Source organism: Salmonella sp. SSDFZ54, assembly GCF_004010735.1.
In the GTDB taxonomy this organism is placed as follows: Bacteria; Pseudomonadota; Gammaproteobacteria; order Enterobacterales; family Enterobacteriaceae; genus Salmonella; species Salmonella enterica.
The window spans coordinates 3,808,023-3,832,108 of record NZ_CP034819.1; the positions used below are offsets into that span (position 1 = coordinate 3,808,023).

Annotated in this window: 17 protein-coding genes and 2 pseudogenes; 13 read left to right on the top strand and 6 right to left on the bottom strand. The window is 49.8% G+C overall.

Features of this window, described 5'->3' with window-relative positions; translation table 11 throughout:
• Positions 1 to 30: 30 nt before the first annotated feature.
• The 3 genes and pseudogenes from EOS97_RS18750 to EOS97_RS27260 form a co-directional block, all read left to right on the top strand.
• Positions 31 to 2,526 carry a phage tail protein gene (locus EOS97_RS18750; protein ID WP_023193196.1) on the top strand — a complete coding sequence of 832 codons (2,496 nt, stop codon included), beginning with the start codon at positions 31 to 33 and terminating at the stop codon, positions 2,524 to 2,526.
• The gene (locus tag EOS97_RS18755) at positions 2,526 to 3,107 is read left to right on the top strand and encodes a tail fiber assembly protein (protein WP_000143168.1); all 582 of its coding nucleotides are present in this window, start codon (positions 2,526 to 2,528) and stop codon (positions 3,105 to 3,107) included. Before EOS97_RS18750 ends, EOS97_RS18755 begins: the two co-directional genes overlap by 1 nt.
• A 400-nt stretch (positions 3,108 to 3,507) precedes the next feature.
• Positions 3,508 to 3,666: pseudogene (locus EOS97_RS27260) on the top strand (hypothetical protein); the annotation flags it as partial.
• Positions 3,667 to 3,936: 270 nt separating this feature from the next.
• Here the strand turns inward: EOS97_RS27260 and gogB are convergent.
• On the bottom strand, positions 3,937 to 5,427 hold the full coding sequence (gogB, locus tag EOS97_RS18760; RefSeq protein ID WP_010835411.1) for a type III secretion effector GogB: 1,491 nt from the start codon (positions 5,425 to 5,427) through the stop codon (positions 3,937 to 3,939).
• Between the two features lie 389 nt (positions 5,428 to 5,816).
• On the opposite strand from gogB, the pseudogene EOS97_RS18765 reads away from it, so the two are divergent.
• A pseudogene (locus tag EOS97_RS18765) lies at positions 5,817 to 5,966 on the top strand (helix-turn-helix domain-containing protein); the annotation flags it as partial.
• 28 nt (positions 5,967 to 5,994) lie between these two features.
• On the opposite strand, the gene EOS97_RS18770 reads toward EOS97_RS18765, so the two are convergent.
• Complete coding sequence (locus EOS97_RS18770; RefSeq protein WP_001536069.1) at positions 5,995 to 6,795, bottom strand: hypothetical protein; 801 nt, start codon at positions 6,793 to 6,795, stop codon at positions 5,995 to 5,997.
• A 475-nt stretch (positions 6,796 to 7,270) separates the two neighbouring features.
• Positions 7,271 to 7,477, bottom strand: coding sequence for a DinI-like family protein (locus EOS97_RS18775; RefSeq protein ID WP_000497440.1), 207 nt, complete (start codon positions 7,475 to 7,477; stop codon positions 7,271 to 7,273).
• Between the two features lie 426 nt (positions 7,478 to 7,903).
• Between EOS97_RS18775 and pepN the strand changes: the two genes are divergently transcribed.
• The 3 genes from pepN to zapC all read left to right on the top strand — a co-directional run bounded on the left by pepN (position 7,904) and on the right by zapC (position 12,442).
• Positions 7,904 to 10,516: an aminopeptidase N gene (gene pepN, locus EOS97_RS18780; protein ID WP_000193774.1), complete on the top strand. Its 2,613-nt coding sequence runs from the start codon at positions 7,904 to 7,906 to the stop codon at positions 10,514 to 10,516.
• 207 nt (positions 10,517 to 10,723) lie between these two features.
• Positions 10,724 to 11,734 (top strand): quinone-dependent dihydroorotate dehydrogenase, encoded by a 1,011-nt coding sequence (pyrD, locus tag EOS97_RS18785; RefSeq protein ID WP_000291723.1) that lies wholly within the window; start codon positions 10,724 to 10,726, stop codon positions 11,732 to 11,734.
• A gap of 165 nt (positions 11,735 to 11,899) precedes the next feature.
• Complete coding sequence (gene zapC / locus EOS97_RS18790; protein ID WP_001220671.1) at positions 11,900 to 12,442, top strand: cell division protein ZapC; 543 nt, start codon at positions 11,900 to 11,902, stop codon at positions 12,440 to 12,442.
• Here the strand turns inward: zapC and EOS97_RS18795 are convergent.
• Positions 12,439 to 13,548 carry a YcbX family protein gene (locus tag EOS97_RS18795; RefSeq protein ID WP_000224070.1) on the bottom strand — a complete coding sequence of 370 codons (1,110 nt, stop codon included), beginning with the start codon at positions 13,546 to 13,548 and terminating at the stop codon, positions 12,439 to 12,441. The two genes, zapC and EOS97_RS18795, sit on opposite strands and share 4 nt — an antisense overlap.
• A gap of 98 nt (positions 13,549 to 13,646) precedes the next feature.
• Between EOS97_RS18795 and rlmKL the strand changes: the two genes are divergently transcribed.
• The 6 genes from rlmKL to rmf all read left to right on the top strand — a co-directional run bounded on the left by rlmKL (position 13,647) and on the right by rmf (position 21,571).
• On the top strand, positions 13,647 to 15,755 hold the full coding sequence (gene rlmKL, locus EOS97_RS18800; protein WP_001086481.1) for a bifunctional 23S rRNA (guanine(2069)-N(7))-methyltransferase RlmK/23S rRNA (guanine(2445)-N(2))-methyltransferase RlmL: 2,109 nt from the start codon (positions 13,647 to 13,649) through the stop codon (positions 15,753 to 15,755).
• A gap of 12 nt (positions 15,756 to 15,767) precedes the next feature.
• Entirely contained in the window at positions 15,768 to 17,675 is a 1,908-nt protein-coding gene (locus tag EOS97_RS18805; RefSeq protein WP_000053050.1) for an ABC transporter ATP-binding protein, read from the top strand.
• Between the two features lie 14 nt (positions 17,676 to 17,689).
• Entirely contained in the window at positions 17,690 to 18,943 is a 1,254-nt protein-coding gene (gene pqiA, locus EOS97_RS18810) for a membrane integrity-associated transporter subunit PqiA (RefSeq protein ID WP_000333152.1), read from the top strand.
• A 4-nt stretch (positions 18,944 to 18,947) separates the two neighbouring features.
• Positions 18,948 to 20,588, top strand: coding sequence for an intermembrane transport protein PqiB (gene pqiB / locus EOS97_RS18815; protein WP_000433414.1), 1,641 nt, complete (start codon positions 18,948 to 18,950; stop codon positions 20,586 to 20,588).
• Complete coding sequence (pqiC, locus tag EOS97_RS18820) at positions 20,585 to 21,148, top strand: membrane integrity-associated transporter subunit PqiC (RefSeq protein ID WP_000759136.1); 564 nt, start codon at positions 20,585 to 20,587, stop codon at positions 21,146 to 21,148. Before pqiB ends, pqiC begins: the two co-directional genes overlap by 4 nt.
• A gap of 255 nt (positions 21,149 to 21,403) precedes the next feature.
• Complete coding sequence (rmf, locus tag EOS97_RS18825) at positions 21,404 to 21,571, top strand: ribosome modulation factor (protein ID WP_001537784.1); 168 nt, start codon at positions 21,404 to 21,406, stop codon at positions 21,569 to 21,571.
• A gap of 99 nt (positions 21,572 to 21,670) precedes the next feature.
• Here the strand turns inward: rmf and fabA are convergent, their stop codons facing one another.
• Entirely contained in the window at positions 21,671 to 22,189 is a 519-nt protein-coding gene (gene fabA / locus EOS97_RS18830; protein WP_000227928.1) for a bifunctional 3-hydroxydecanoyl-ACP dehydratase/trans-2-decenoyl-ACP isomerase, read from the bottom strand.
• 68 nt (positions 22,190 to 22,257) lie between these two features.
• On the bottom strand, positions 22,258 to 24,018 hold the full coding sequence (locus EOS97_RS18835; RefSeq protein WP_000156458.1) for a Lon protease family protein: 1,761 nt from the start codon (positions 24,016 to 24,018) through the stop codon (positions 22,258 to 22,260).
• Positions 24,019 to 24,086 lie beyond the last annotated feature (68 nt).

Below are 24,086 nucleotides of genomic sequence, written 5' to 3' on the forward strand. Positions count from 1 at the left end.
CCTGCGGGCGGGTTTTTTTATGGAGGTAATATGCCAGTACTTATTTCCGGCGTACTGAAAGATGGTACGGGAACGCCGATACAGAACTGCACCATTCAGCTGAAAGCCAGCCGGACCAGTACGACGGTGGTCGTGAATACGGTGGCATCGGAAAATCCGGATGACGCCGGGCGCTACAGCATGGATGTGGAGCAGGGGCAGTACACTGTCACGCTCCTGGTGGAAGGATATCCCCCGTCACATGCCGGAGTTATTACGGTCTACGATGATTCAAAGCCGGGCACCCTGAATGATTTTCTGGGGGCCATGACGGAAGACGACGTCCGCCCGGAGGCGCTGCGGCGTTTTGAGGCGATGGTGGAAGAAGTTGCCCGCCAGGCATCGGAGGCATCGCGGAATGCCACTGTCGCAGGGCAGGCATCTGAACAGGCGCAGACATCAGCAGGTCAGGCGGCGGAAAGCGCCACGGCAGCAGTGAATGCAGCCGGAGCGGCAGAAGCATCAGCCACACAGGCAGCCTCATCCGCAGCGTCTGCGGAGAGCAGCGCAGGTACGGCGACCACAAAAGCTGGGGAGGCATCAGCTAGCGCGGCGTCGGCTGACACAGCCAGAACGGCGGCAGCCGCATCGGCAGCCGCAGCGAAAACATCTGAAGCGAATGCAGATGTCTCCCGTACTGCCGCCGGCGATTCAGCTGCTGCCGCAGCCGCCAGCGCGACGGCGGCGCAGACATCAGCAGCGCGCGCCGGAGCATCCGAAACCGCCGCGAAGACGTCAGAAACGCAGGCGGCTTCCAGTGCCGGTGATGCAGGTGCGTCAGTCACTGCGGCGGCAGCGTCGGAAAAGGCGGCAGCCGCATCGGCAGCCGCAGCGAAAACATCTGAGACAAACGCAGCAACGTCAGCAAGTACAGCAGCGGCCAGCGCAACAGCCGCCTCGTCATCAGCATCGGAGGCATCCACCCACGCCGCCGCATCTGATACCAGCGCATCACTGGCGGCGCAAAGCAGTACTGCTGCCGGAGCAGCAGCCACCAGAGCAGAAGATGCCGCAAAACGGGCAGAAGACATTGCGGACGTGATTTCCCTGGAAGATGCCAGCCTGACGAAAAAAGGTATCGTTAAGTTAAGCAGCGCCACGGACAGTGACAGCGAAGCGCTGGCAGCCACGCCAAAGGCGGTCAAAGCTGTCATGATTGAGGCACAGACCAAAGCGCCGCTGGACAGTCCGGCACTGACCGGTACGCCAACGGCACCAACGCCGGAAACCACAGCTGCAGGTATTGAAATTGCCACAGCAGCGTTTGTTGCGGCGAAAGTGGCACAGTTGGTTGGTTCTGCGCCGGAAGCGCTGGACACCCTGCAGGAACTGGCTGACGCGTTGGGAAACGATCCGAACTTTGCCACCACAGTACTGAATAAACTGGCGGGCAAGCAGCCGCTGGACGAAACCCTGACGGCGTTGTCAGGAAAAAGCGTTGACGGTCTTATCGAATACGTTGGTTTAAGAGAAACCATAAGTCGTGCCACTGGCGCCATGCAAAAAGACCAGAACTTGAATGATGTGCCAGATAAAGCGCTGGCCCGTCAGTCCCTCCAACTTGGCAACAGCGCTACACTCAACGTCGGCACTACGCTAGGCACTGTAGCCGCTGGTGACGACATCCGTATTTCCTCCGCCAAAAGAGCTATAGACGACACCCAGACCGGTCTTGCTGAACAGCCTGTTATGTGGATAAGCTCCGCCGATGATTTGAGTAACCTGCCATCTGGCGCACGCCGGTTTGCCAGCAATAAAGCTCCGGCAACAATATTGCCGGTAAACGATTATGTTTTCCTGGAAGTGATTGCCAAGCGCGATTGTGCAAACGGTTGTGTCGTTCAGATAACAGACTCAGCCGGTAATACCTGGACTGGCATACGCTATGACGCAACCAATGGTTCCAGTTTTACCTGGCGCCCCCTGATGTCGTGTCCGCCCGGCGTTCCCCTTCCGTGGCCGTCTGACACCATCCCTGCCGGTTACGCCCTGATGCAGGGGCAAACATTTGATAAATCTGCTTACCCGTTATTGGCTGTAGCGTATCCGTCCGGCATTATCCCTGACATGCGAGGCTGGACAATAAAGGGTAAGCCCATCAGTGGACGTGCTGTACTGTCGCAAGAAATGGACGGCAACAAATCGCACTCGCACACCGCGCGGGCGCAGGATACTGACTTAGGGACAAAATCTACCTCATCCTTTGATTACGGCACGAAATCGACCAATACCACGGGCAATCATACTCACCAGTTCGGCGGTTATATCAATTCATACTGGGGAGATTCCAATCACACCTCATTTCAGCCTGGAGGTGGTGCATGGACACAGGCCGCTGGCGACCATGCGCATACAGTTTATATCGGAGGACACGAGCACACCATGTATATCGGTCCACACGGTCACGTCGTTATTGTGGACGCAGACGGTAATGCGGAAACCACGGTTAAAAATATTGCATTTAACTACATAGTGAGGCTGGCATAATGACTTTTAAAATGAGCGAACAGGCGCAGACAATTAAAATTTTCAATCTGCGTTCAGATACTAACGAATTTATTGGTGCAGGTGATGCGTATATTCCGCCGCACACAGGACTACCGGCAAACTGTACTGATATCGCCCCTCCTGATATTCCCGCCAGTCATATTGCTATATTTGACGCTGAAACCCAGACATGGAGTTTGCATGAGGATCACCGCGGCGAGATGGTTTACGACACAACAACCGGCAATCAGGTTTATATCTCCGCTCCTGGTCCGTTGCCCGAAAATGTCACATCAGTTTCACCAGGTGGTGAATACCAGAAATGGGATAGTAAGGCTAAGGTCTGGGTAAAAGACGAAGCGGCTGAAAAAGCAGCGCAGCTTCGTCAGGCGGAAGAAACCAAAAACAGGCTCCTGCAAATAGCATCTGAAAAAATCGCGCCGTTACAGGATGCTGTTGATCTTGATATCGCAACAGATGATGAGAAAGCGCAGCTCGACGAATGGAAAAAATACAGGATACTGGTTAACCGGGTGGATACCACAAATCCTGACTGGCCGGAAGTGCCTGTAAACCAGTAATATGACGTTGTGAAAAAACAGGCTGGCATTAATAAAATACACCAGCCTGAAGTAATATTCAGTTCAGGAGGAACTGATGAAGCATAATAACCAGATATACCATCAGTACTGATATGGTTGTTACAGCCTTCTGTAAAAAATTAACAACCACAAATCTGACACCACTCTGGTGGTTTTTCTATATCTGGTGGCCAGTTGTCACACCAGGGGGGACGAATAAATGGGGCGGGTATTGGCGGCAGTCCACTGGAGGCGGATTTTGTATTATCTGGTGGGGGTTTTGTATCACTGGCGGCCATCGCCGATGCCGAAAAGGCTGTAGCCGACAACACCAGAAGCAATGGGAAAAATATACGATGTCTCATAATATCACCCGTGAATATTCAGACTATCCTTACTGTTGACTTCCTTCATTTCCAGCATAGTTCACGCTTCATCGTCATTGAATAAACAATTAAGTTTGTTGAGCGAAAATTTACTTAAAGAAAAAATAATAAGCATCGATATTTTTCTTTTTTGCAGGTTTTCAACGCATGCCCGAATAAACGTGCGCAGATGGTGAAAAATCTGGTTGGCCATAAAAAGGTTTAAAGATAAATGCAAGTGCTTATCTGTTGCGATATCAATTAAATTAATCTTGTTTTTTTATTCATACCCTTGCCAAACAGATATGTAGCAAGAAAATATGATACTAAGTAAAGTTGGCATGTAGTCTAGAGTTAGGGGTAGTATATATTCTTAACTCCAATAGGACTGCTCTATATATAAATATATTAATTGCATATTTTATTTTTAAAGTCAACGATTTCTATGAATCACACGTTAAATATCACACTCCATTTTTAGGCTTATATTTATCCCAACCAACTAATGAAAAAACATCTTCGTGTGAAATAGCCTCACCATTAAGAAAAAATTTAACATTTTGTTTTACCAGATCATCATGTCGATTCCGATATACCCATCTTAGCTCATGTGCTGTAATAGAATTACCATGCTTTCCTGTTTTATTTGCGATATCACTTATAGCATCAACTAAATTGTCAATGACAAAAATAACTGACCGTTCCCTTAATCGTGTTTGGAATTCAAGACCGGCTTTACTTGTTTTTATCCAGCACTCCTCATTGGATAAGTCTGAATATTTATCTTCGGTAATATTGTATTTTTTATGTTGAGATAAAAATTCTCTAAAAAAAGTCCCTCTCTGAACATCATTCAATCTTTCTGCTATCTTCTCATCTTTATTAAACACGGCTCTATTCTTCCTGTCCCAGACCGCATCTGTTAATGTATTTTGAATAATAATATCTTTTTTTGAAAAATAATATAACGAATTAACTAAAGTATTTACTCGATCTCTTGCCTTACATAAACCATAAACCACATCTCCAGGCTGAAAACTTAACGCATCTCCTGCAGGTTTGTTACTAAAGGTAATATCACTCCTGGTAAGAAATTCAGGATTAAGCTTAACATAACCATCGGTACTAATATCTATATGTGCAGGCAGATTGCAGGTTGGTATTTCCCATACAATAGGGGTCCTTGAGGATAAATTGATAGACTTTAAATTAACAGGAAGCTTAACTGGAAGTTTAATATTATCACAAAAGTTGATACTTAATTTTTTTAGCTTATCAGGCAAAATATCATCTATAACAGTACCGGGAACTGTTTGTATAAGTTCAATACTTAGTTCTTTTAACCCCTCAGGTAACATTTTCATTAATGGCAAGAAAGGGCAATTTTGTAAGTCTAATTTATCTAATTTATATGGTAACTCAGCACATAATATTTCAGGGAAATTTTGCAATGACAAAGAAGATAGATGCGGAGGAAGGGGAGGCAAAAATTTACCATAGCACGCAGTAAAACTCTTTAATCCATAAGGTAATGCGGGGAAAGTATAATTTTCTTCATATGCCTGCATATCTATAGATAGTGACTCTAAGCTATCTGGGAAATATGAAATTTTAATGGTCTGATTTCCAGATATAGTTAAACTTTTTAACCCATCAGGAAGATTTGGAATAGACTCCAGTGTATAGCATGAAGATAAATTCAACTCGGATAAATTATCAGGAAATACCGGAATAGAGGTAACATGATGAGCAGTAATTGATAAGCTCCCGGTATGATTTGCTTCTATTATTTTGTCGTAAATACTATTACGCTCCTCCTTCTCAATATCTGGGGATTCTATTCTCCATTTATTTAATAACTCAAGGTTTGATGTCGCCTCGTTACTTGTATATGCATATTGCAATATGGCTGGTTGGAATCCTATTTTCATGCGCTTTTTCAATCTATATGTCAATACCAAGCTATCATTATTACATTTATTTTCATTCAGGCAAGATTTAGAACCTAGCCTAATACCGATCGTTTAAGAAGCTGTTAGCCGATTCAGCAACATGGAGAATTTGAAGACAATCCGGTGGGATGGATTACCGCAGTCACGTTGTCTGCAAGAACGTGACTGCGGTAGGCCGGCTGCTGTTTAGTCAGGACTGACTGTAACCGTGTTTATAGGTTTATAGATCGTATAGACCTCTATTGTGATGTAACGTCGTATGTTGATCAGCAGATCGTATGCTGACGATTTCAGAAGTACATAATTAAGTACATTTTTATATGTCACTTTTTTTAATTCTATTTAATTCAGTTAGTTGAGTTTTTGTTTTCGTAATCGTTATTAAATAATAATCACAGGAACAATGGGCGCAGGCCGGGCGCCTGATTGGGGCGGGAGTACCGCGACAGCAGGTAGCGATTATTTATGATGTTGGCGTTTCGACGTTGTACAGAAAATTTCCGGCGAGTAACATGCCTTTGATGCCATTCATGGGAAAATAACACTCCTTTAATCAGCCATAAGAGTTAATTATATAAACTTAAATGGATTTGTTAATTGAATTTCATCAAGATTAACTCTATATAAAAGATTTATTGTCTTTGTTATGGCGTCTATATATTCTGCGCTATTCATTATAGCAGTGTATTTATCGTATGCTTCGAAGCAATGATTTTCATTGATATATTCACTGCTATTGTTTTTATAAATTTCATATGACTCTTCCTTTTTGAAAATGCGCGCATCCAGCCAAGGGTCAAGTATATATTCCGATATTCCTTTTGAATCAGTAAAAGTCAAAAAAACGACCACATGATTCCCTCCTGACGCGCTATTATACATAAGGGATGTGCTTATTCTGGCATCAAATACATTATTTTTCGAAAATCCTATTCCGGTTAGTCTTTGTGGTATATATTTTGCAATAATCGCACCTAAAATTAGCGACATATCAGCACAGTTCCCTGTGTTATATTTTATTGAATCAATGGAAGAATATATTAGACTCAGAGATATTGGGTTTTCTGGTCTTTCAGCCATAGCTCTGTCAAAAGAGTTTGCTTTTATAGTTTGCAGAAATTTCTTGTGATGTTCTCTTTGTAAATTAAGAGCGTCGTATTTTTCCTGCGTATCAATTTTAAGCCTGTCAATTTGCATAGCATCATAACTGTCCGATTTCTTTATTATTGTTCTGACAAAAACGGTACATTCTGAAGCAGCATTAATAATACAGGAGGATAAATCAACTGAAGTACTCTGTTGGTTGTTACAGGCGCTCACTCCAGTTGTGTCGAATTTTTCTGTAGCTACATGTCCAACATTTATAATCAATTACATTTCCCTGTATTCAAAATTAAGCGATATTCTTATGTCACGACAACCTAACAGGGACTGACTACAAAGATCTTTAAAGAAACGTTCATTATTGTATCTATTGATGAACTCCCTTCAGATTTAGAGGTTGTGCCCATGGTCGAAAAGCTCCTCTACGCTCATATACTTAACTTATCGGGAACATGGTAGGTTAGGATGTGAAAACACAGGGACAGTTACTGTCACTGCGAAGGCAGCAATAAGGAGGCCTATCCTGTACGAACTGTGGAAAACTATATCTTGTTCACGATCACCTGCATCGTTGACGATGCGCGATCCTGGAGGTTTGACGACTGCCCGGTATGATCGGTGCCGCAGCCACGTCGTATGCAGGAACGGCCTGCGGCAAACTGGCGATCGTTCGATAGTGCGAATATTGAATGGTTGCCAGTCGCGGCGGATTCTACTGGTTAAGAATGGCTAATCAATGTGTTTAATCTGAAACCAGGCATCTGTTCAACTTTTCGTGATCGCTTTTGTTGGCATCACTATTCAAGCAGTTTGCCTGCATCGGCTTCACCCTCACTTCGGCATCAGGGAAAATCTGGTGCACCTGCTTCGTCAGTTCGGCCAGAATGATCTCGCTGGCCCCTTCGAGTCCTTCAACATTACGCTTGTCATAAACCAGTTCTACGAACATACGTGTTTCGCTAATAACTGTTTGTATATACAGTATTTTTGCTTTGGCGGTTTTGTCTGTCAAGGCATGAACCACTTGTTTTTAAATTTTGGGGAACATACTGCGGGCGTGTTTGTTATCGATTTTCCCTGCAGGGCTGATGGGGTCTGGCGTTGACTAAAATTATGTGTGGGGCATGGATGGGGCAAAAGTGGTCTGTGAAGTTCGTTAAAGTTCGTTAATCAAGCTTCATCTCGATCTCGCTCATCCCTTGTTTAAAGCGCTCCTGGACGATCTTTATCGATTTTAAAAACTATGAGTACATATTATAAAAATGTAGCAAATAGGCCGTTTGTGCCTGAAAAGATGAACATTCTGCGTAGCGCGATTTGCGCAACAGGAATAGACTGGAGTCGACACTCTACACAAAGATGCGAAAGGTTTTTTATGACACAACAGCCACAAGCCAAATACCGCCATGACTATCGCGCGCCGGATTACCAGATTACTGATATTGACTTGACCTTTGACCTCGATGCCGAAAAAACCGTGGTCACCGCAATAAGCCAGGCTGTTCGTCATGGCGCGCCTGATGCGCCTCTTCGCCTTGATGGGGAAGATTTAACGCTGGTATCTATCCACGTCAACGATGCGCCGTGGACAGCATATAAGGAAGAAGAGGGCGCGCTTATCATCAGCGACCTGCCAGAGCGTTTTACGTTACGCATTGTCAACGAGATAAGTCCGGCGGCGAATACGGCGCTGGAAGGATTGTACCAGTCCGGCGATGCGCTCTGTACCCAGTGTGAAGCGGAGGGCTTCCGCCATATTACCTGGTATCTTGACCGCCCGGACGTACTGGCGCGATTTACCACCAAAATTATTGCCGATAAAAGCAAATATCCGTTCCTGCTTTCCAATGGCAACCGTGTTGCGCAGGGTGAACTGGAGAATGGCCGTCACTGGGTTCAGTGGCAAGATCCGTTCCCGAAACCGTGTTATCTGTTTGCGCTGGTGGCCGGTGATTTTGACGTGCTGCGCGATACCTTTACCACCCGCTCCGGGCGTGAAGTCGCATTAGAACTGTACGTTGACCGTGGCAATCTGGATCGCGCGCCGTGGGCAATGACCTCGCTGAAAAATTCCATGAAATGGGATGAAACGCGTTTTGGGCTCGAATATGACCTTGACATCTATATGATTGTCGCGGTGGATTTCTTTAATATGGGCGCGATGGAGAATAAAGGTCTCAATATCTTTAACTCCAAATACGTGCTGGCGCGAACCGATACCGCGACGGATAAAGATTATCTCGATATTGAGCGCGTGATAGGCCATGAGTATTTCCACAACTGGACCGGCAACCGCGTCACCTGCCGCGACTGGTTCCAGTTGAGCCTGAAAGAGGGGCTAACCGTGTTCCGCGATCAGGAGTTTAGCTCTGATTTGGGGTCACGCGCGGTGAACCGCATCAGTAACGTGCGTACCATGCGCGGTTTACAATTCGCGGAAGACGCCAGCCCGATGGCGCATCCTATCCGCCCGGATAAAGTCATCGAAATGAATAACTTCTACACCCTCACCGTTTATGAAAAGGGTGCGGAAGTCATTCGCATGATCCACACGTTGCTGGGTGAGGAAAATTTCCAGAAGGGGATGCAGCTTTATTTTGAGCGCCATGACGGCAGCGCCGCGACGTGTGATGACTTCGTACAGGCGATGGAAGATGCTTCTAATGTCGATTTGTCCCATTTCCGCCGCTGGTACAGTCAGTCCGGCACGCCGATTGTAACGGTAAAAGATGATTATAATCCGGAAACCGAGCAGTACACGTTGACCATCAGCCAGCGCACTCCTGCGACGGCGGATCAGGCGGAGAAGCAGCCGCTGCATATTCCATTCGCCATCGAACTGTACGATAACGAAGGCAACGTCATTCCGTTGCAAAAAGGTGGTCATCCGGTCAATGCCGTGCTGAACGTCACGCAGGCGGAGCAGACATTTACCTTCGATAATGTCTACTTCCAGCCTGTTCCGGCCTTGCTGTGCGAGTTTTCAGCGCCGGTGAAGCTGGAATATAAATGGAGCGATCAGCAGTTGACGTTCCTGATGCGCCATGCGCGCAATGATTTCTCCCGTTGGGATGCGGCGCAAAGCCTGCTGGCCACATACATTAAACTGAATGTGGCGCGTCATCAGCAGGGGCAACCGCTATCGCTTCCGGTGCATGTCGCTGATGCGTTCCGCGCAGTACTGTTGGATGAGAAAATCGATCCGGCGTTGGCCGCAGAAATTTTAACGCTGCCTTCGGCCAATGAAATTGCGGAGCTGTTTGAGGTCATTGACCCGATCGCCATTGCGCAAGTTCGTGAAGCGCTAACGCGTACGCTGGCGGCAGAACTGGCGGATGAGTTCCTGGCTATCTATAACGCCAATCATCTGGATGAGTATCGTGTTGATCACGGCGATATCGGTAAGCGCACGCTGCGCAATGCTTGCCTGCGCTTCCTGGCGTTTGGCGAGACGGAGCTGGCTAATACGCTGGTCAGCAAACAGTATCGCGACGCTAATAATATGACCGATGCGCTGGCGGCCCTGTCTGCTGCGGTGGCGGCGCAGTTGCCGTGCCGCGATATGCTGATGCAGGAGTATGACGATAAGTGGCATCAGGACGGCCTGGTGATGGATAAATGGTTTATCCTGCAATCCACAAGCCCGGCGGAAAATGTACTGGAGACCGTACGCGGCCTGCTCAAACACCGTTCTTTCAGTATGAGCAACCCGAACCGCATCCGTTCATTAATTGGCGCGTTTGCTGGCAGCAACCCGGCGGCGTTCCATGCGCAAGACGGTAGCGGATACCAGTTCCTGGTCGAGATGCTGACCGATCTGAATAGCCGTAACCCGCAGGTAGCATCTCGCCTCATTGAACCGCTGATTCGTCTGAAACGTTATGATGATAAGCGTCAGGAGAAAATGCGCGCGGCGCTGGAGCAGTTAAAAGGACTGGAGAATCTTTCCGGCGATCTGTACGAGAAGATAACTAAAGCGTTAGCCTGACAGTATCCGTTATAAAGAGGTAAGACATGCCCGGTAAGCGTTAGCGCTGCCGGGTATTTTTTTGCCGGACGATGACGCTCGCTGGCGAAACGTGAAGTGAGAATGAAGGAAAACGATTGCTATTTATTGCCGTAGGTCAATTCCCTTTTGCCTTGTTATCGCCCATAATACGCCCCCGGTTTGCACACCGGGAATCCAGGAGAGTTCATGTACTATCCCTTCGTTCGTAAAGCCCTTTTCCAGCTCGATCCAGAGCGCGCTCATGAATTTACATTTCAACAATTACGCCGCATTACAGGTACGCCACTGGAAGCGCTGGTGCGCCAGAAAGTACCGACAAAGCCGGTTACCTGCATGGGACTTACCTTTAAAAATCCACTGGGGCTGGCTGCCGGTCTGGATAAAGACGGGGAGTGCATCGACGCGTTAGGCGCGATGGGGTTTGGCTCCCTGGAAATCGGCACCGTGACGCCGCGCCCACAGCCGGGTAACGATAAGCCGCGTCTTTTTCGTCTGGTGGATGCTGAAGGTCTCATCAATCGGATGGGCTTTAATAATCTGGGCGTCGATAACCTGGTCGAGAATGTTAAAAAAGCCCATTTTGATGGTATTCTGGGAATTAACATCGGTAAAAATAAAGATACACCTGTCGAAAATGGCAAAGATGACTACCTGATTTGTATGGAAAAAGTCTATGCTTATGCGGGTTATATCGCCATTAATATTTCTTCGCCGAATACGCCAGGGCTACGTACGCTCCAGTATGGCGATGCGCTGGACGATCTGTTAACTGCCATTAAAAATAAGCAAAACGATCTTCAGGCGATCCACCATAAATATGTGCCGGTGGCAGTAAAGATCGCGCCGGATCTTTGTGAAGAAGAATTGATCCAGGTTGCCGATAGCCTGCTTCGTCATAATATTGATGGGGTGATTGCGACAAATACCACCCTCGATCGTTCTCTGGTACAAGGAATGAAAAATTGCCAGCAAACGGGGGGATTAAGTGGCCGGCCATTACAATTAAAAAGCACAGAAATTATTCGCCGTTTATCCCAGGAGTTAAAGGGACAATTGCCTATTATCGGCGTCGGCGGCATTGACTCAGTTATCGCCGCGCGCGAGAAGATAGCGGCAGGAGCTACGCTGGTACAAATTTATTCCGGCTTTATTTTTAAAGGCCCGCCATTGATTAAAGAAATCGTAACGCACATCTAAACTTTAGCCTTTATCAGACAACCAGGGCTTTATTTCCGGCGCTGGTTGTTTTATATTTCTCCACTGTTGCTTATTTAGACATTTTAGGCTTTTATTATTGGGGTAATAAACGAAGCGGCAAAAGGACAATGCTGTTACGAGTTGCTTAAAAGCGGGAGAGAGGTAATGCGAATTAAACCTGACGATAACTGGCGCTGGTATTATGATGAAGAGCACGATCGTATGATGCTCGATCTCGCCAATGGTATGCTTTTTCGCTCGCGCTTCTCTCGTAAAATGCTTACGCCGGACGCGTTTTGCCCGACCGGTTTTTGTGTGGATGATGCCGCGCTCTATTTTTCCTTTGAAGAAAAATGCCGGGATTTCGAATTAACCAAAGAGCAACGCGCGGAGCTGGTGTTGAATGCGCTGGTGGCGATTCGCTATCTCAAACCGCAGATGCCAAAAAGCTGGCATTTTGTGGCGCATGGCGAAATGTGGACCCCGGGAACGGGCGATGCCGCAAGCGTCTGGTTAAGCGATACGGCGGAACAGGTTAATTTGCTGGTCGTTGAGCCGGGAGAAAATGCCGCGCTGTGTCTGCTGGCCCAGCCGGGCGTGGTGATAGCAGGCCGAACCATGCAGCTTGGCGATGCGATTAAAATTATGAACGACAGGCTGAAACCGCAGGTTCACTGTCACAGTTTCAGCCTTGAACAAGCGGTTTAATTTTCCAGTCGTAACGCGGTCTTAGGCACGCAGCTACAGCTCAGAATCGTACCATCGTCACCCATAGCCGATTTTTTCAGCGGACTTACTTCGCCTTCCAGCAAACGTATCCGGCAGCAACCACAGATACCAGCCCGGCAAGAATACGGAATACGAATCCCCTGATTCTCCAACTGTTCCAGTAGTACTTGTTGATTATTCCCGCAGAAGGTTTGCCCCTGCCAGTCGATGGTTACACTCGCGTCCGGGTGTTTATCTGGCGTAACGCTGTCGTCGACCATTGTGGCGCCATAAGCTTTTGCCGGGGCTGTCGCCAGAATCTCCACTTCATCGCCGACGCGAATAACGCCGCTATTGCGGGCAATCAGATTCTGACCGAAATCCACATCGCCATTGTCCTGGGCGGTACGAAAAGCTTGCAGTGTCGCCAGCGGTTCTCCGGAAGGATGTTTTTGCCCCTTTTCAGGGCTGACGGTTGTAAAAATACAGCGGCTACAGGGCTTCACGACGTCAAAAATCACATCGCCAATGCGAAGCACTTTCCAGCTATCTTCCTCCCAGGCCGCTACGCCGGAAACCACTAAGTTTGGGCGAAATTGCTCCATTTGTACGCCTGCTGGACAACGCTGTTGCAGATCGCGCAGCGAGGCTTCGTTGGTCAATAAATACGGGTAGCCATCGGCAAATCCCAGCGGCACCGCGTTATGTCGTTTGACCCGGCGCGTCAACTGCGGCCCAACCCAGCGCAACTGGACATCGCGGGAGAAAAAGCCGCTCAACCATTGATTAATCGCCGTCGGGGCGACGCGAGCGGTAAAATGGTTTCCCCAGACCTCGGTCGGCGCATCCTGCGGGGTGAAATCCGTAAAGCGAACCAGCGCGCTACTGCCGTCTGGCGCGGTCAAATGGAGGCCGTCGTGTAAGGGAGAGGGGGTAAAACGTACCATTTGTGGAAACTGGCGGGCGGTAATAAATGTGCCGTCAGGCTCGGTCACCATGAAGATGCGATCAAAAGCCAGGCCGCTGATATCTGCCAGCGCATGAGTGAGGCCAATGCCGCGCATGGATTTGACCGGATGAATAAAGAGCCGTGATAACGTCGCCACCGTACAGTCCCTCAAATGAAAATAAGCCTTCAACTTTATGACATGGGCGTGAGATTAGCTATAATGCGCAACAATTTTCTTAGCGTAAAAGTGACAATATGAATTCTCTGTTTGCCAGTACGGCCCGCGGGCTGGAAGAGCTGTTAAAAACTGAACTGGAAAAACTGGGCGCCGTAGGGTGTCAGGTTGTTCAGGGTGGGGTCCATTTTCAGGGCGACACGCGGCTTATTTACCAGAGCCTGATGTGGAGCCGCCTGGCCTCGCGTATTATCCTGCCGATGGGTGAGTGCAAGGTCTACAGCGATCTCGATCTTTACCTCGGCGTTCAGGCGATAAACTGGACAGAGATTTTTAATCCTGGCGCGACGTTTGCGGTGCATTTCAGCGGCCTGAACGACACCATCCGTAATAGTCAGTATGGCGCGATGAAAGTTAAAGACGCGATTGTCGATGCGTTTACGCGGAAAAATCTTCCGCGGCCAAATGTGGACCGCGAATCGCCGGACCTCCGTATTAACGTCTGGCTGAATAAAGAAACTGCCAGCATTGCGCTGGATCTCAGTGGTGATGGCCTGCACCTGCGCGGTTATCGCGATCGCACCGGGCTGGCGCCAATTAAAGAGACGCTGGCGGCAGCGATTGTTATGCGTTCCGGCTGGCAACCAGGTACGCCGCTGCTCGACCCTATGTGTGGTTCGGGGACACTGTTGATTGAAGCCGCGATGTGGGCGACCGATCGCGCGCCGGGCCTGCACCGTGGTCACTGGGGATTTAGCGGCTGGGCGCAGCATGACGAGGCTATCTGGCAGGAAGTGAAAGCCGAAGCGCAGACCCGGGCGCGTAAGGGACTGGCGGAGTATTCCTCTCATTTCTACGGTTCCGACAGCGATGCGCGCGTCATTGAGCGGGCGCGCAGCAACGCCCGTCGCGCCGGTATCGGCGAGCTTATCACCTTTGAAGTGAAAGATGTGGCGCAACTGAGTAATCCATTGCCGAAAGGCCCGTATGGTACGGTGATCAGTAACCCGCCTTACGGCGAACGTCTGGACAGCGAACCGGCGCTGATTGCGTTGCACAGCCTGCTGGGCCGTACCATGAAAAATCAGTTTGGCGGCTGGAACCTGTCGCTGTTCAGCGCTTCGCCCGATCTGCTGGGCAGCCTGCAATTACGTGCCGACAAACAGTTTAAAGCCAAGAATGGCCCGCTGGACTGCGTGCAGAAAAACTATCATATTGCGGAAACCACGGCGGACAGTAAGCCGGCGACGGTGGCGGAAGATTACGCTAATCGCCTGCGTAAAAATCTTAAAAAGCTGGAGAAATGGGCGCGCCAGGAAGGGATTGAATGCTATCGCTTGTATGATGCCGACCTGCCGGAATATAACGTGGCGGTAGACCGTTACGGCGACTGGGCGGTGATTCAGGAATATGCGCCGCCGAAAACGGTGGATGCGCAAAAAGCGCGGCAGCGTCTGTTCGATATTATTGCGGCAACCTTGTCAGTGCTCGGTATTCCGCCGAATAAACTGGTGTTAAAAACCCGTGAACGGCAAAAAGGAAAAAACCAGTATCAGAAAATGAGCGAGAAGGGCGAGTTCCTTGAGGTCAGCGAATATAATGCGCGCTTATGGGTAAATCTGACGGATTATCTCGACACCGGTCTGTTCCTCGATCACCGTATTGCCCGCAGAATGCTGGGAGAAATGAGCAAAGGCAAAGATTTCCTGAATCTCTTTTCTTATACCGGCAGCGCCAGCGTACATGCGGGTCTGGGCGGCGCGCGCAGCACCACAACGGTGGATATGTCCCGCACCTATCTGGAGTGGGCCGAACGTAATTTGCGTCTGAACGGACTGAGCGGCCGCGCGCATCGCCTGATTCAGGCCGACTGCCTGGGCTGGCTGCGCGAGGCGAATGAACAGTTCGATTTGATCTTTATCGATCCGCCGACGTTCTCTAACTCAAAACGTATGGAAGAGTCGTTTGATGTTCAGCGCGATCATGTCGCGTTAATGAAAGATTTAAAACGTCTGCTGCGTAAAGGCGGCACCATCATGTTCTCAAATAATAAGCGCGGATTCCGTATGGATCTGGAAGGGCTGGCTGAGCTGGGGCTTACTGCACAAGAAATTACGCAAAAAACGCTCTCCCCGGATTTTGCCCGTAACCGTCAGATTCATAACTGCTGGCTGATCCGCGCCGCCTGAAAGGAAAAGTAAATGTCATTAATCAGTATGCATGGCGCATGGCTGTCGTTCAGCGACGCGCCGCTTCTCGATAACGCAGAGTTGCATATCGAAGATAACGAACGCGTCTGTCTGGTGGGGCGTAACGGCGCCGGGAAATCCACCTTGATGAAGATCCTCAACCGCGAACAGGGTCTGGACGATGGGCGTATTATTTATGAGCAGGATCTGATCGTCGCGCGTCTGCAACAGGATCCGCCCCGTAATATTGCGGGCAGCGTCTATGACTTTGTCGCCGAAGGTATCGAAGAACAAGCGGAATACCTCAAGCGCTATCATGAGATTTCCCGTCTGGTGATGACCGATCCCAGCGAGAAAAACCTCAATGAAATGGCGCGCGTACAGGAACAGCTCGATCATCATAATCTGTGGCAGCTGGAAAACCGTATTAATGAAGTGCTGGAGCAGCTTGGACTCGATCCTAACGCCGCGCTGTCGTCGCTCTCCGGCGGCTGGCTGCGTAAAGCCGCGCTGGGTCGGGCGCTGGTCAGCAATCCGCGCGTATTGTTACTGGATGAACCGACTAACCATCTGGATATCGAAACTATCGACTGGCTGGAAGGGTTTCTGAAAACCTTTAACGGAACGATTATTTTTATCTCTCACGATCGTTCGTTTATTCGCAATATGGCAACCCGCATTGTCGATCTCGATCGTGGCAAACTGGTTACCTATCCGGGAAATTACGATCAATACCTGCTGGAGAAAGAAGAAGCGCTGCGCGTAGAAGAATTACAAAACGCGGAATTTGATCGCAAACTGGCGCAGGAAGAAGTCTGGATTCGCCAGGGTATCAAGGCGCGCCGCACCCGTAATGAAGGGCGCGTGCGGGCGTTAAAAGCGATGCGTCGTGAACGCAGCGAGCGCCGGGAAGTGATGGGCACGGCGAAGATGCAGGTCGAAGAGGCGACGCGCTCCGGTAAAATCGTTTTTGAGATGGAAAACGTCGATTACCAGGTAGAAGGAAAACAACTGGTAAAAGATTTCTCCGCTCAGGTACAGCGCGGCGACAAGATTGCGTTAATTGGCCCGAACGGCTGCGGTAAAACCACGCTACTGAAACTGATGCTGGGACAGCTTCAGGCTGACAGCGGGCGCATTCACGTGGGAACGAAGCTGGAAGTCGCCTACTTCGATCAGCATCGCGCCGAACTGGATCCGGAAAAAACCGTGATGGATAACCTTGCGGAAGGCAAGCAAGAGGTGATGGTAAACGGTAAGCCGCGCCATGTACTGGGCTATTTGCAGGACTTCCTGTTTCATCCCAAACGGGCGATGACGCCCGTTCGCGCGCTTTCCGGCGGCGAACGTAACCGTCTGCTGCTGGCGCGACTGTTCCTCAAGCCGAGCAATCTTTTAATTCTCGATGAACCAACGAACGATCTTGACGTCGAAACGCTGGAACTATTAGAAGAATTAATTGATGGCTATCAGGGCACGGTACTACTGGTCAGCCACGATCGGCAATTTGTCGATAATACCGTGACGGAATGCTGGATTTTCGAGGGCGGCGGCAAAATCGGACGTTATATCGGCGGCTACCATGATGCGCGTGCGCAGCAAGAGCAGCATCTGGCGACGAAACAGCCGATGGCGAAAAAAAATGAGGAAGTTATTGCCCCTAAAGCAGAAATTGTAAAACGTGGCAGTAGCAAACTAAGCTATAAACTGCAGCGCGAGCTGGAGCTGTTACCCGGTCAGCTTGAAGACCTGGAAGCGAAGCTGGAAGCGCTACAGGCGCAGGTTGCGGATGCGGCCTTTTTTAGCCAACCCCATGAGCAAACGCAAAAAGTTCTGGCCGATTTAAGTCAGGCGGAGCAAGAACTTGAGCAAGCCTTCGAACGTTGGGAGTATCTTGAAGGCCTGAAAAACGGGGCATAACGAAAGGAGCGCCTATGTGTGAACATCACCATGCTGCGAAGCACATATTGTGCCCGCAATGCGACATGCTGGTGGCTTTACCCCGCCTCTCGCATGGGCAAAAAGCAGCATGTCCACGATGCGGCGCAACGTTAACGACCGAGTGGGACGCGCCCCGGCAGCGTCCTACCGCCTATGCGTTAGCGGCACTATTTATGTTGCTGCTTTCTAACCTTTTTCCCTTCGTGAATATGAATGTCGCGGGCGTCACCAGCGAAGTCACGCTTCTGGAAATCCCCGGCGTCATGTTTTCTGAAGATTACGCCAGCCTCGGCACGTTCTTTTTGTTATTTGTCCAACTGGTGCCGGCATTTTGCCTGGTGACCATTCTATTACTTGTCAACCGCGCCAGTCTGCCGTTGTCGGTAAAAAAAACGCTGGCAAGGATCTTTTTCCTCCTCAAATCGTGGGGAATGGCAGAAATATTTCTCGCCGGGGTGTTGGTCAGTTTTGTTAAGCTGATGGCCTACGGCGATATCGGCATCGGCAGCAGTTTTATTCCCTGGTGCTTATTTTGTCTCGTTCAACTGCGGGCGTTCCAGTGTGTCGATCGCCGCTGGTTGTGGGATGATATCGCCCCGCAGCCTGCACTGGCGCAGCCGTTAACGCCGGGGATTACCGGTATCCGGCAGTCTTTGCGTTCTTGCGCCTGCTGTACGGCGATCCTGCCTGCGGAGAGTCTCGTCTGTCCGCGTTGCCATACGAAAGGCTATGTCCGGCGTAAAAACAGTTTGCAGTGGACGCTGGCGTTATTATTTACCTCGATCATGCTTTATCTGCCCGCCAATATTTTGCCGATTATGATTACCGACTTACTGGGCTCGAAAATGCCGTCGACCATTCTGGCTGGCGTGATTTTGCTGTGGAGCGAGGGGTCTTATCCGGTGGCGGCGGTTATCTTTCTCGCCAGTATTATGGTGCCGACGCTAAAAATGATCGCCATTGCCTGGCTTTGTTGGGATGCGAAAGGCCACGGTAAGCGCGACAGTGAACGGATGCATTTTATTTATGAAGTAGTGGAGTTTGTGGGGCGCTGGTCAATGATTGATGTCTTTGTCATTGCCGTACTCTCTGCGCTGGTGCGCATGGGAGGGTTAATGAATATTTATCCTGCGATGGGTGCGTTGATGTTTGCTTTAGTCGTCATAATGACAATGTTTTCTGCGATGACCTTTGATCCGCGTCTGTCGTGGGATCGTGAATACGAACCAGGCCATGAGGAGTCCTGATAGCATGGAACCTAAAAAAGGGGAAGCCAAAGTACAAAAGGTGAAAAATTGGTCGCCTGTCTGGATATTCCCGATTGTTACTGCGCTTATCGGAGCCTGGATTCTGTTTTATCACTACAGCCACCAGGGACCGGAAGTTACCTTAATTACCACCAATGCGGAAGGCATTGAAGGCGGAAAAACGACGATCAAAAGTCGCAGCGTGGATGTCGGCGTGGTTGAAAGCGCGACGCTGACTGACGATCTGACCCATGTACAAATCAAAGCGCGGCTTCATTCCGGTATGGAAAAGTTGCTGCATAAAGACTCGGTATTTTGGGTCGTAAAACCGCAGGTGGGGCGTGAAGGCATCAGCGGGCTTGGGACGCTGCTATCAGGCGCGTATATTGAACTACAACCAGGAAGTAAGGGCAGTCAGCCGGAAAGCTATCAGCTTCTTGACTCACCGCCGTTGGCGCCGCCCGATGCCAAAGGTATTCGTGTGATTCTGGACAGCAAAAAGGCCGGTCAGCTCAGTCCTGGCGATCCCGTTCTGTTCCGGGGTTATCGGGTAGGATCCGTTGAAACCAGCTCTTTCGATCCGCAAAAACGGACAATGAGTTATCAGTTGTTCATTAAGGCGCCAAACGATCGATTGGTCACCAGTAATGTCCGATTCTGGAAAGATAGCGGTATCGCTGTGGATCTGACATCGGCGGGAATGCGCGTGGAAATGGGATCGTTGACGACGTTGTTTGGCGGCGGCGTGAGTTTTGATGTGCCGGAAGGACTTGAGCAGGGGCAACCCGTCGCCGAAAAAACGGCGTTTAATCTCTACGACGATCAAAAAAGTATTCAGGATTCGCTGTATACCGATCATATCGATTACCTGATGTTCTTTAAAGATTCGGTGCGCGGATTACAACCCGGCGCGCCGCTGGAGTTCCGCGGTATTCGTCTGGGGACGGTAAGCAAAGTGCCTTTCTTTGCGTCTAAAATGCGCCAGGTATTTAACGACGATTACCGTATTCCTGTGCTGGTGCGCATTGAACCGGAGCGTCTGAAAGCGCAACTGGGAGAAAATGCGGATGTTGGCGCGCATTTGACGGAACTGCTTAAGCGCGGTTTACGCGCTTCGCTTAAAACCGGCAACCTGGTGACCGGGGCGCTGTATGTCGATCTGGACTTTTATCCTAAGGAGCCGCCGATCACCGGGCTACGCGAATTTGATGGTTATGAAATTATTCCCACTGTCAGCAGCGGCCTGGCGCAAATTCAACAGCGACTGGTGGAAACGTTGGATAAGATCAACAACCTGCCGTTGAATCCGATGATTGAACAAGCGACCAATACGCTGTCTGAAAGCCAGCGTACTATGCGTCGGCTGCAAACCACGCTGGATAATATGAACAAGATTACCTCCAGTCAGTCGATGCAGCAGCTTCCGGCAGATATGCAAACGACGTTACGCGAACTTAACCGCAGTATGCAAGGCTTCCAGCCTGGATCGGCGGCGTATAACAAAATGGTGGCGGATATGCAGCGTCTCGATCAGGTGCTTCGTGAGTTACAACCGGTGTTGAAAACTCTGAACGAGAAGAGCAACGCGCTGGTATTTGAAGCGAAGGATAAAAAAGATCCTGAGCCTAAGAGGGCGAAACAATGAAAAAATGGCTAGTCGTGATAATGGCGTTCTGGCTGGCGTCATGTAGCTCCGGCGGAGAGAATAAAAGCTATTATCAGCTCCCGATAGCGCAAAGCGGTGTGCAAAGCACCGCAAGTCAGGGCAACCGTCTCTTATGGGTAGAGCAGGTTTCCGTACCTGACTATCTGGCAGGTAACGGTGTGGTGTATCAAACCAGTGATGTTCAGTATGTGATTGCCAATAACAATCTGTGGGCCAGCCCGCTGGACCAGCAATTACGTAACACGCTGGTGGCGAATCTTAGCGCCCGGCTTCCTGGCTGGGTCGTCGCTTCCCAGCCGTTGGGAACCACCCAGGATACGTTAAACGTTACCGTAACCGGATTCCATGGACGCTACGATGGTAAGGTTATCGTCAGCGGGGAGTGGTTATTAAACCACAATGGACAGCTGATTAAGCGGCCTTTCCATATCGAAGCCAGTCAGCAGAAAGATGGCTATGATGAGATGGTCAAAGTACTGGCAAGCGCATGGAGTCAGGAAGCAGCCGCTATCGCAGATGAGATAAAGCGCCTTCCCTGAGATAAAAGTAATGTAAATTTAACCGCTTCAGGTCGTGCGCCTGAGGCGGTTTTTTTATTTTTGACGCCGGAAAAATAGTTGTTATGGCTCACATTTTTTGTACAAATGATTTACCGTATAGCTCACAAATATGACATTGGTGTGAATTTTGCGCATTGACGGGCGATCCATTTAGAGGTATTCGTGTAGTGTGATTGCACATTTTGTAATCACTGTTTTCTTTTCCACCAGATACAAATATGAGGGAAACGAGGCATGAAGAGACAAAAACGAGATCGCCTGGAACGGGCACATCAACGTGGATATCAGGCCGGCATCGCCGGACGATCAAAAGAAATGTGTCCCTATCAGACGCTGAATCAACGGTCATACTGGTTGGGAGGTTGGCGACAAGCCATGGAGGACAGGGCGGTAATGGCCTGATTCTGTCTCTTTAGAAAAAGAAACCTCCGCAGTGCGGAGGTTTCGCCTTTATGGGTTTTGCAAGCATGATACCGATAGCGAGGAATATCAATTCAACACTTAGAACGCGGAAGTATCCTGGAACAAACCGACTTTCAAATCGTGTGCGGTATAGATCAGACGACCATCCACCAGAACCTCACCGTCCGCCAGACCCATGATCAGGCGACGGTTTACGATACGTTTGAAATGAATGCGATAGGTGACTTTCCTGGCTGTCGGCAGAACCTGGCCGGTAAATTTCACTTCGCCCACGCCCAGAGCGCGGCCTTTGCCTTCGCCGCCCAACCAGCCCAGGTAGAATCCCACCAATTGCCACATAGCATCCAGACCCAGACAACCGGGCATCACCGGATCGCCGATAAAGTGGCATCCGAAGAACCATAGATCCGGATTGATATCCAGCTCGGCTTCGACATAGCCTTTGTCGAAATTGCCGCCCGTTTCGGTCATCTTAACGACGCGGTCCATCATCAGCATGTTCGGTGCAGGGAGTTGCGGCCCTTTAGCGCCAAACAGTTCACCACGACCAGAGGCAAGAAGGTCTTCTTTTGTATAGGATTCGCGTTTATCTACCATGTTTTATGTAAACCTTATTTTATTGAAGCACGCAGGATAGCTAACACGTGTACGCTGAACAAGTCCGATCAGTTCGGAATAAAAGCGTTCAGCCAACGTAATGGCCACGGGAAACGATGACGGCCTTCCTGTTGCGTCGCCTGCGCGATACGCTCCTGGATAGTCTGCATCAACGTCGTTTGACCTTCGCCATCCCACACCAGATTTAACAGTAACGGTAAGGCGTCGGTCACGTCGTCTACCGCCCAGATAGTGAACTTCTCTTCTTTAACCGCTTGCAGCAGTTCAGATTTAAGACTGAGATGGCGGACATTGGCGGCAGGGATAATCACGCCCTGTTTACCGTTTAATTCCCGCTGCTCGCAGATGGCGAAGAAACCTTCAATTTTTTCGTTTAGCCCACCCACCGGTTGCGCGCGACCAAACTGATCGACCGAGCCGGTAATCGCAATGTTTTGATTCACCGGCACATTGGCCAGCGCGCTGATGAGCGCACATAATTCCGCCATTGAGGCGCTATCGCCATCCACTTCGCTGTAGGACTGCTCAAAGGTTAACGAGGCAGAGAAGGGAATTTGTTGCTCCAGCTGCAACTCCGACATCAGGAAGGCCTGCATAATCATCATTCCCTTAGCGTGGATATTTCCGCCAAGTTCGGCCTTGCGCTCAATATCGTTAAATTCGCCATCGCCGATATGCACAACACAGCTAATTCGCGACGGTTCGCCAAAGGCGCGAGGATGCCCGGGAAACTCAATGACGGAAAGCGCATTGATTTGTCCAACGCGTTCGCCTTCGGTTTCAATCAGGATCTGCTCTTGCAGAATCTCATCCTGCATCCGTTCCGCCAGAAAGCCTTCTCGCCATTCGCGTCGGGCAAGCATCAGGCTGAGCGCTTCTGCGCCGCAGGTATCGCCTTCGCATAAAGGCGACGCCTCCTTAAACTGGCGGGCTATCCACAGTGGGCAAAGAGGCAGCGTATCCTGTTCGCCGGTATAGCGCACAGCCTCGCGTATCAGAACGGGCCAGGCGTCCGGAGCCGGAGGGGGCAAATTATCGCGTAAAGCGATACGCGTCACCCATTGACACCACAGGGTCATAGCTTCTGCGTCCGCTATCTGTAAATTGTCTTCAAATTCACTGTAGATAGCCTGCTCCGCGAGCTCCGGTTCCATCTCCTGAAAATCAGCCAGTGATTCACGTTCGCCAACCAGAATCACCTTCAGTTTGAGCGGCATTGATGGCACGGAGACCGGTAATGGACGCGACTCGTCAAAGGCCACCCAGTCAAAACGCTCGCGGCTAACGATGGCTTTCAGACGCATCCACAGTAACGGCTGCGCCAGAAGGGTTCGTAAGGAAATAATCAGCACGCCGCCGTTCGCCTGATGAACCAGTCCCGGCTGCAGGGTAATGTCGCCGTTATACTGCCGCAGGCAACCAAAGAGCTGCTCGGCTTCGACCCAGTCCGCGCTGACGACTTGTGTGACGGTGGCAAAGTTGTCTTGCGCATTCTGCGCGGCGCGGTAATGAACAGTATGCCCGGAAACGTCATAATGTCCGCCGGTTAATTGTCCGGCATCGGTTTGCAGAGCGCGGACGGCATCTGAAAGTAAAGTGAGATACTCTTGCTCTTCAGGCGCTTTAGTCAGCATAAAAGAGGATGAGCTCCACGGCTGAATAAGCTGCTCAAGCGCAAATTGCAGTCGTGGCTGAGTATCACTGAGTAAGGTGTCGTTTTCGTCAGTCGCGTGTGGCTGTGCAAATATCTCCTGATAGCTTTCGCTATCCGGCACCAGATCACGCCATGCAAGTTTCGTAATGGTCAAAGTTGAGGTTTTTTAGTCTGTTGTAAAAGGGGGGATTATAGCCTAACCCGTCACGCTGCACACGCGGA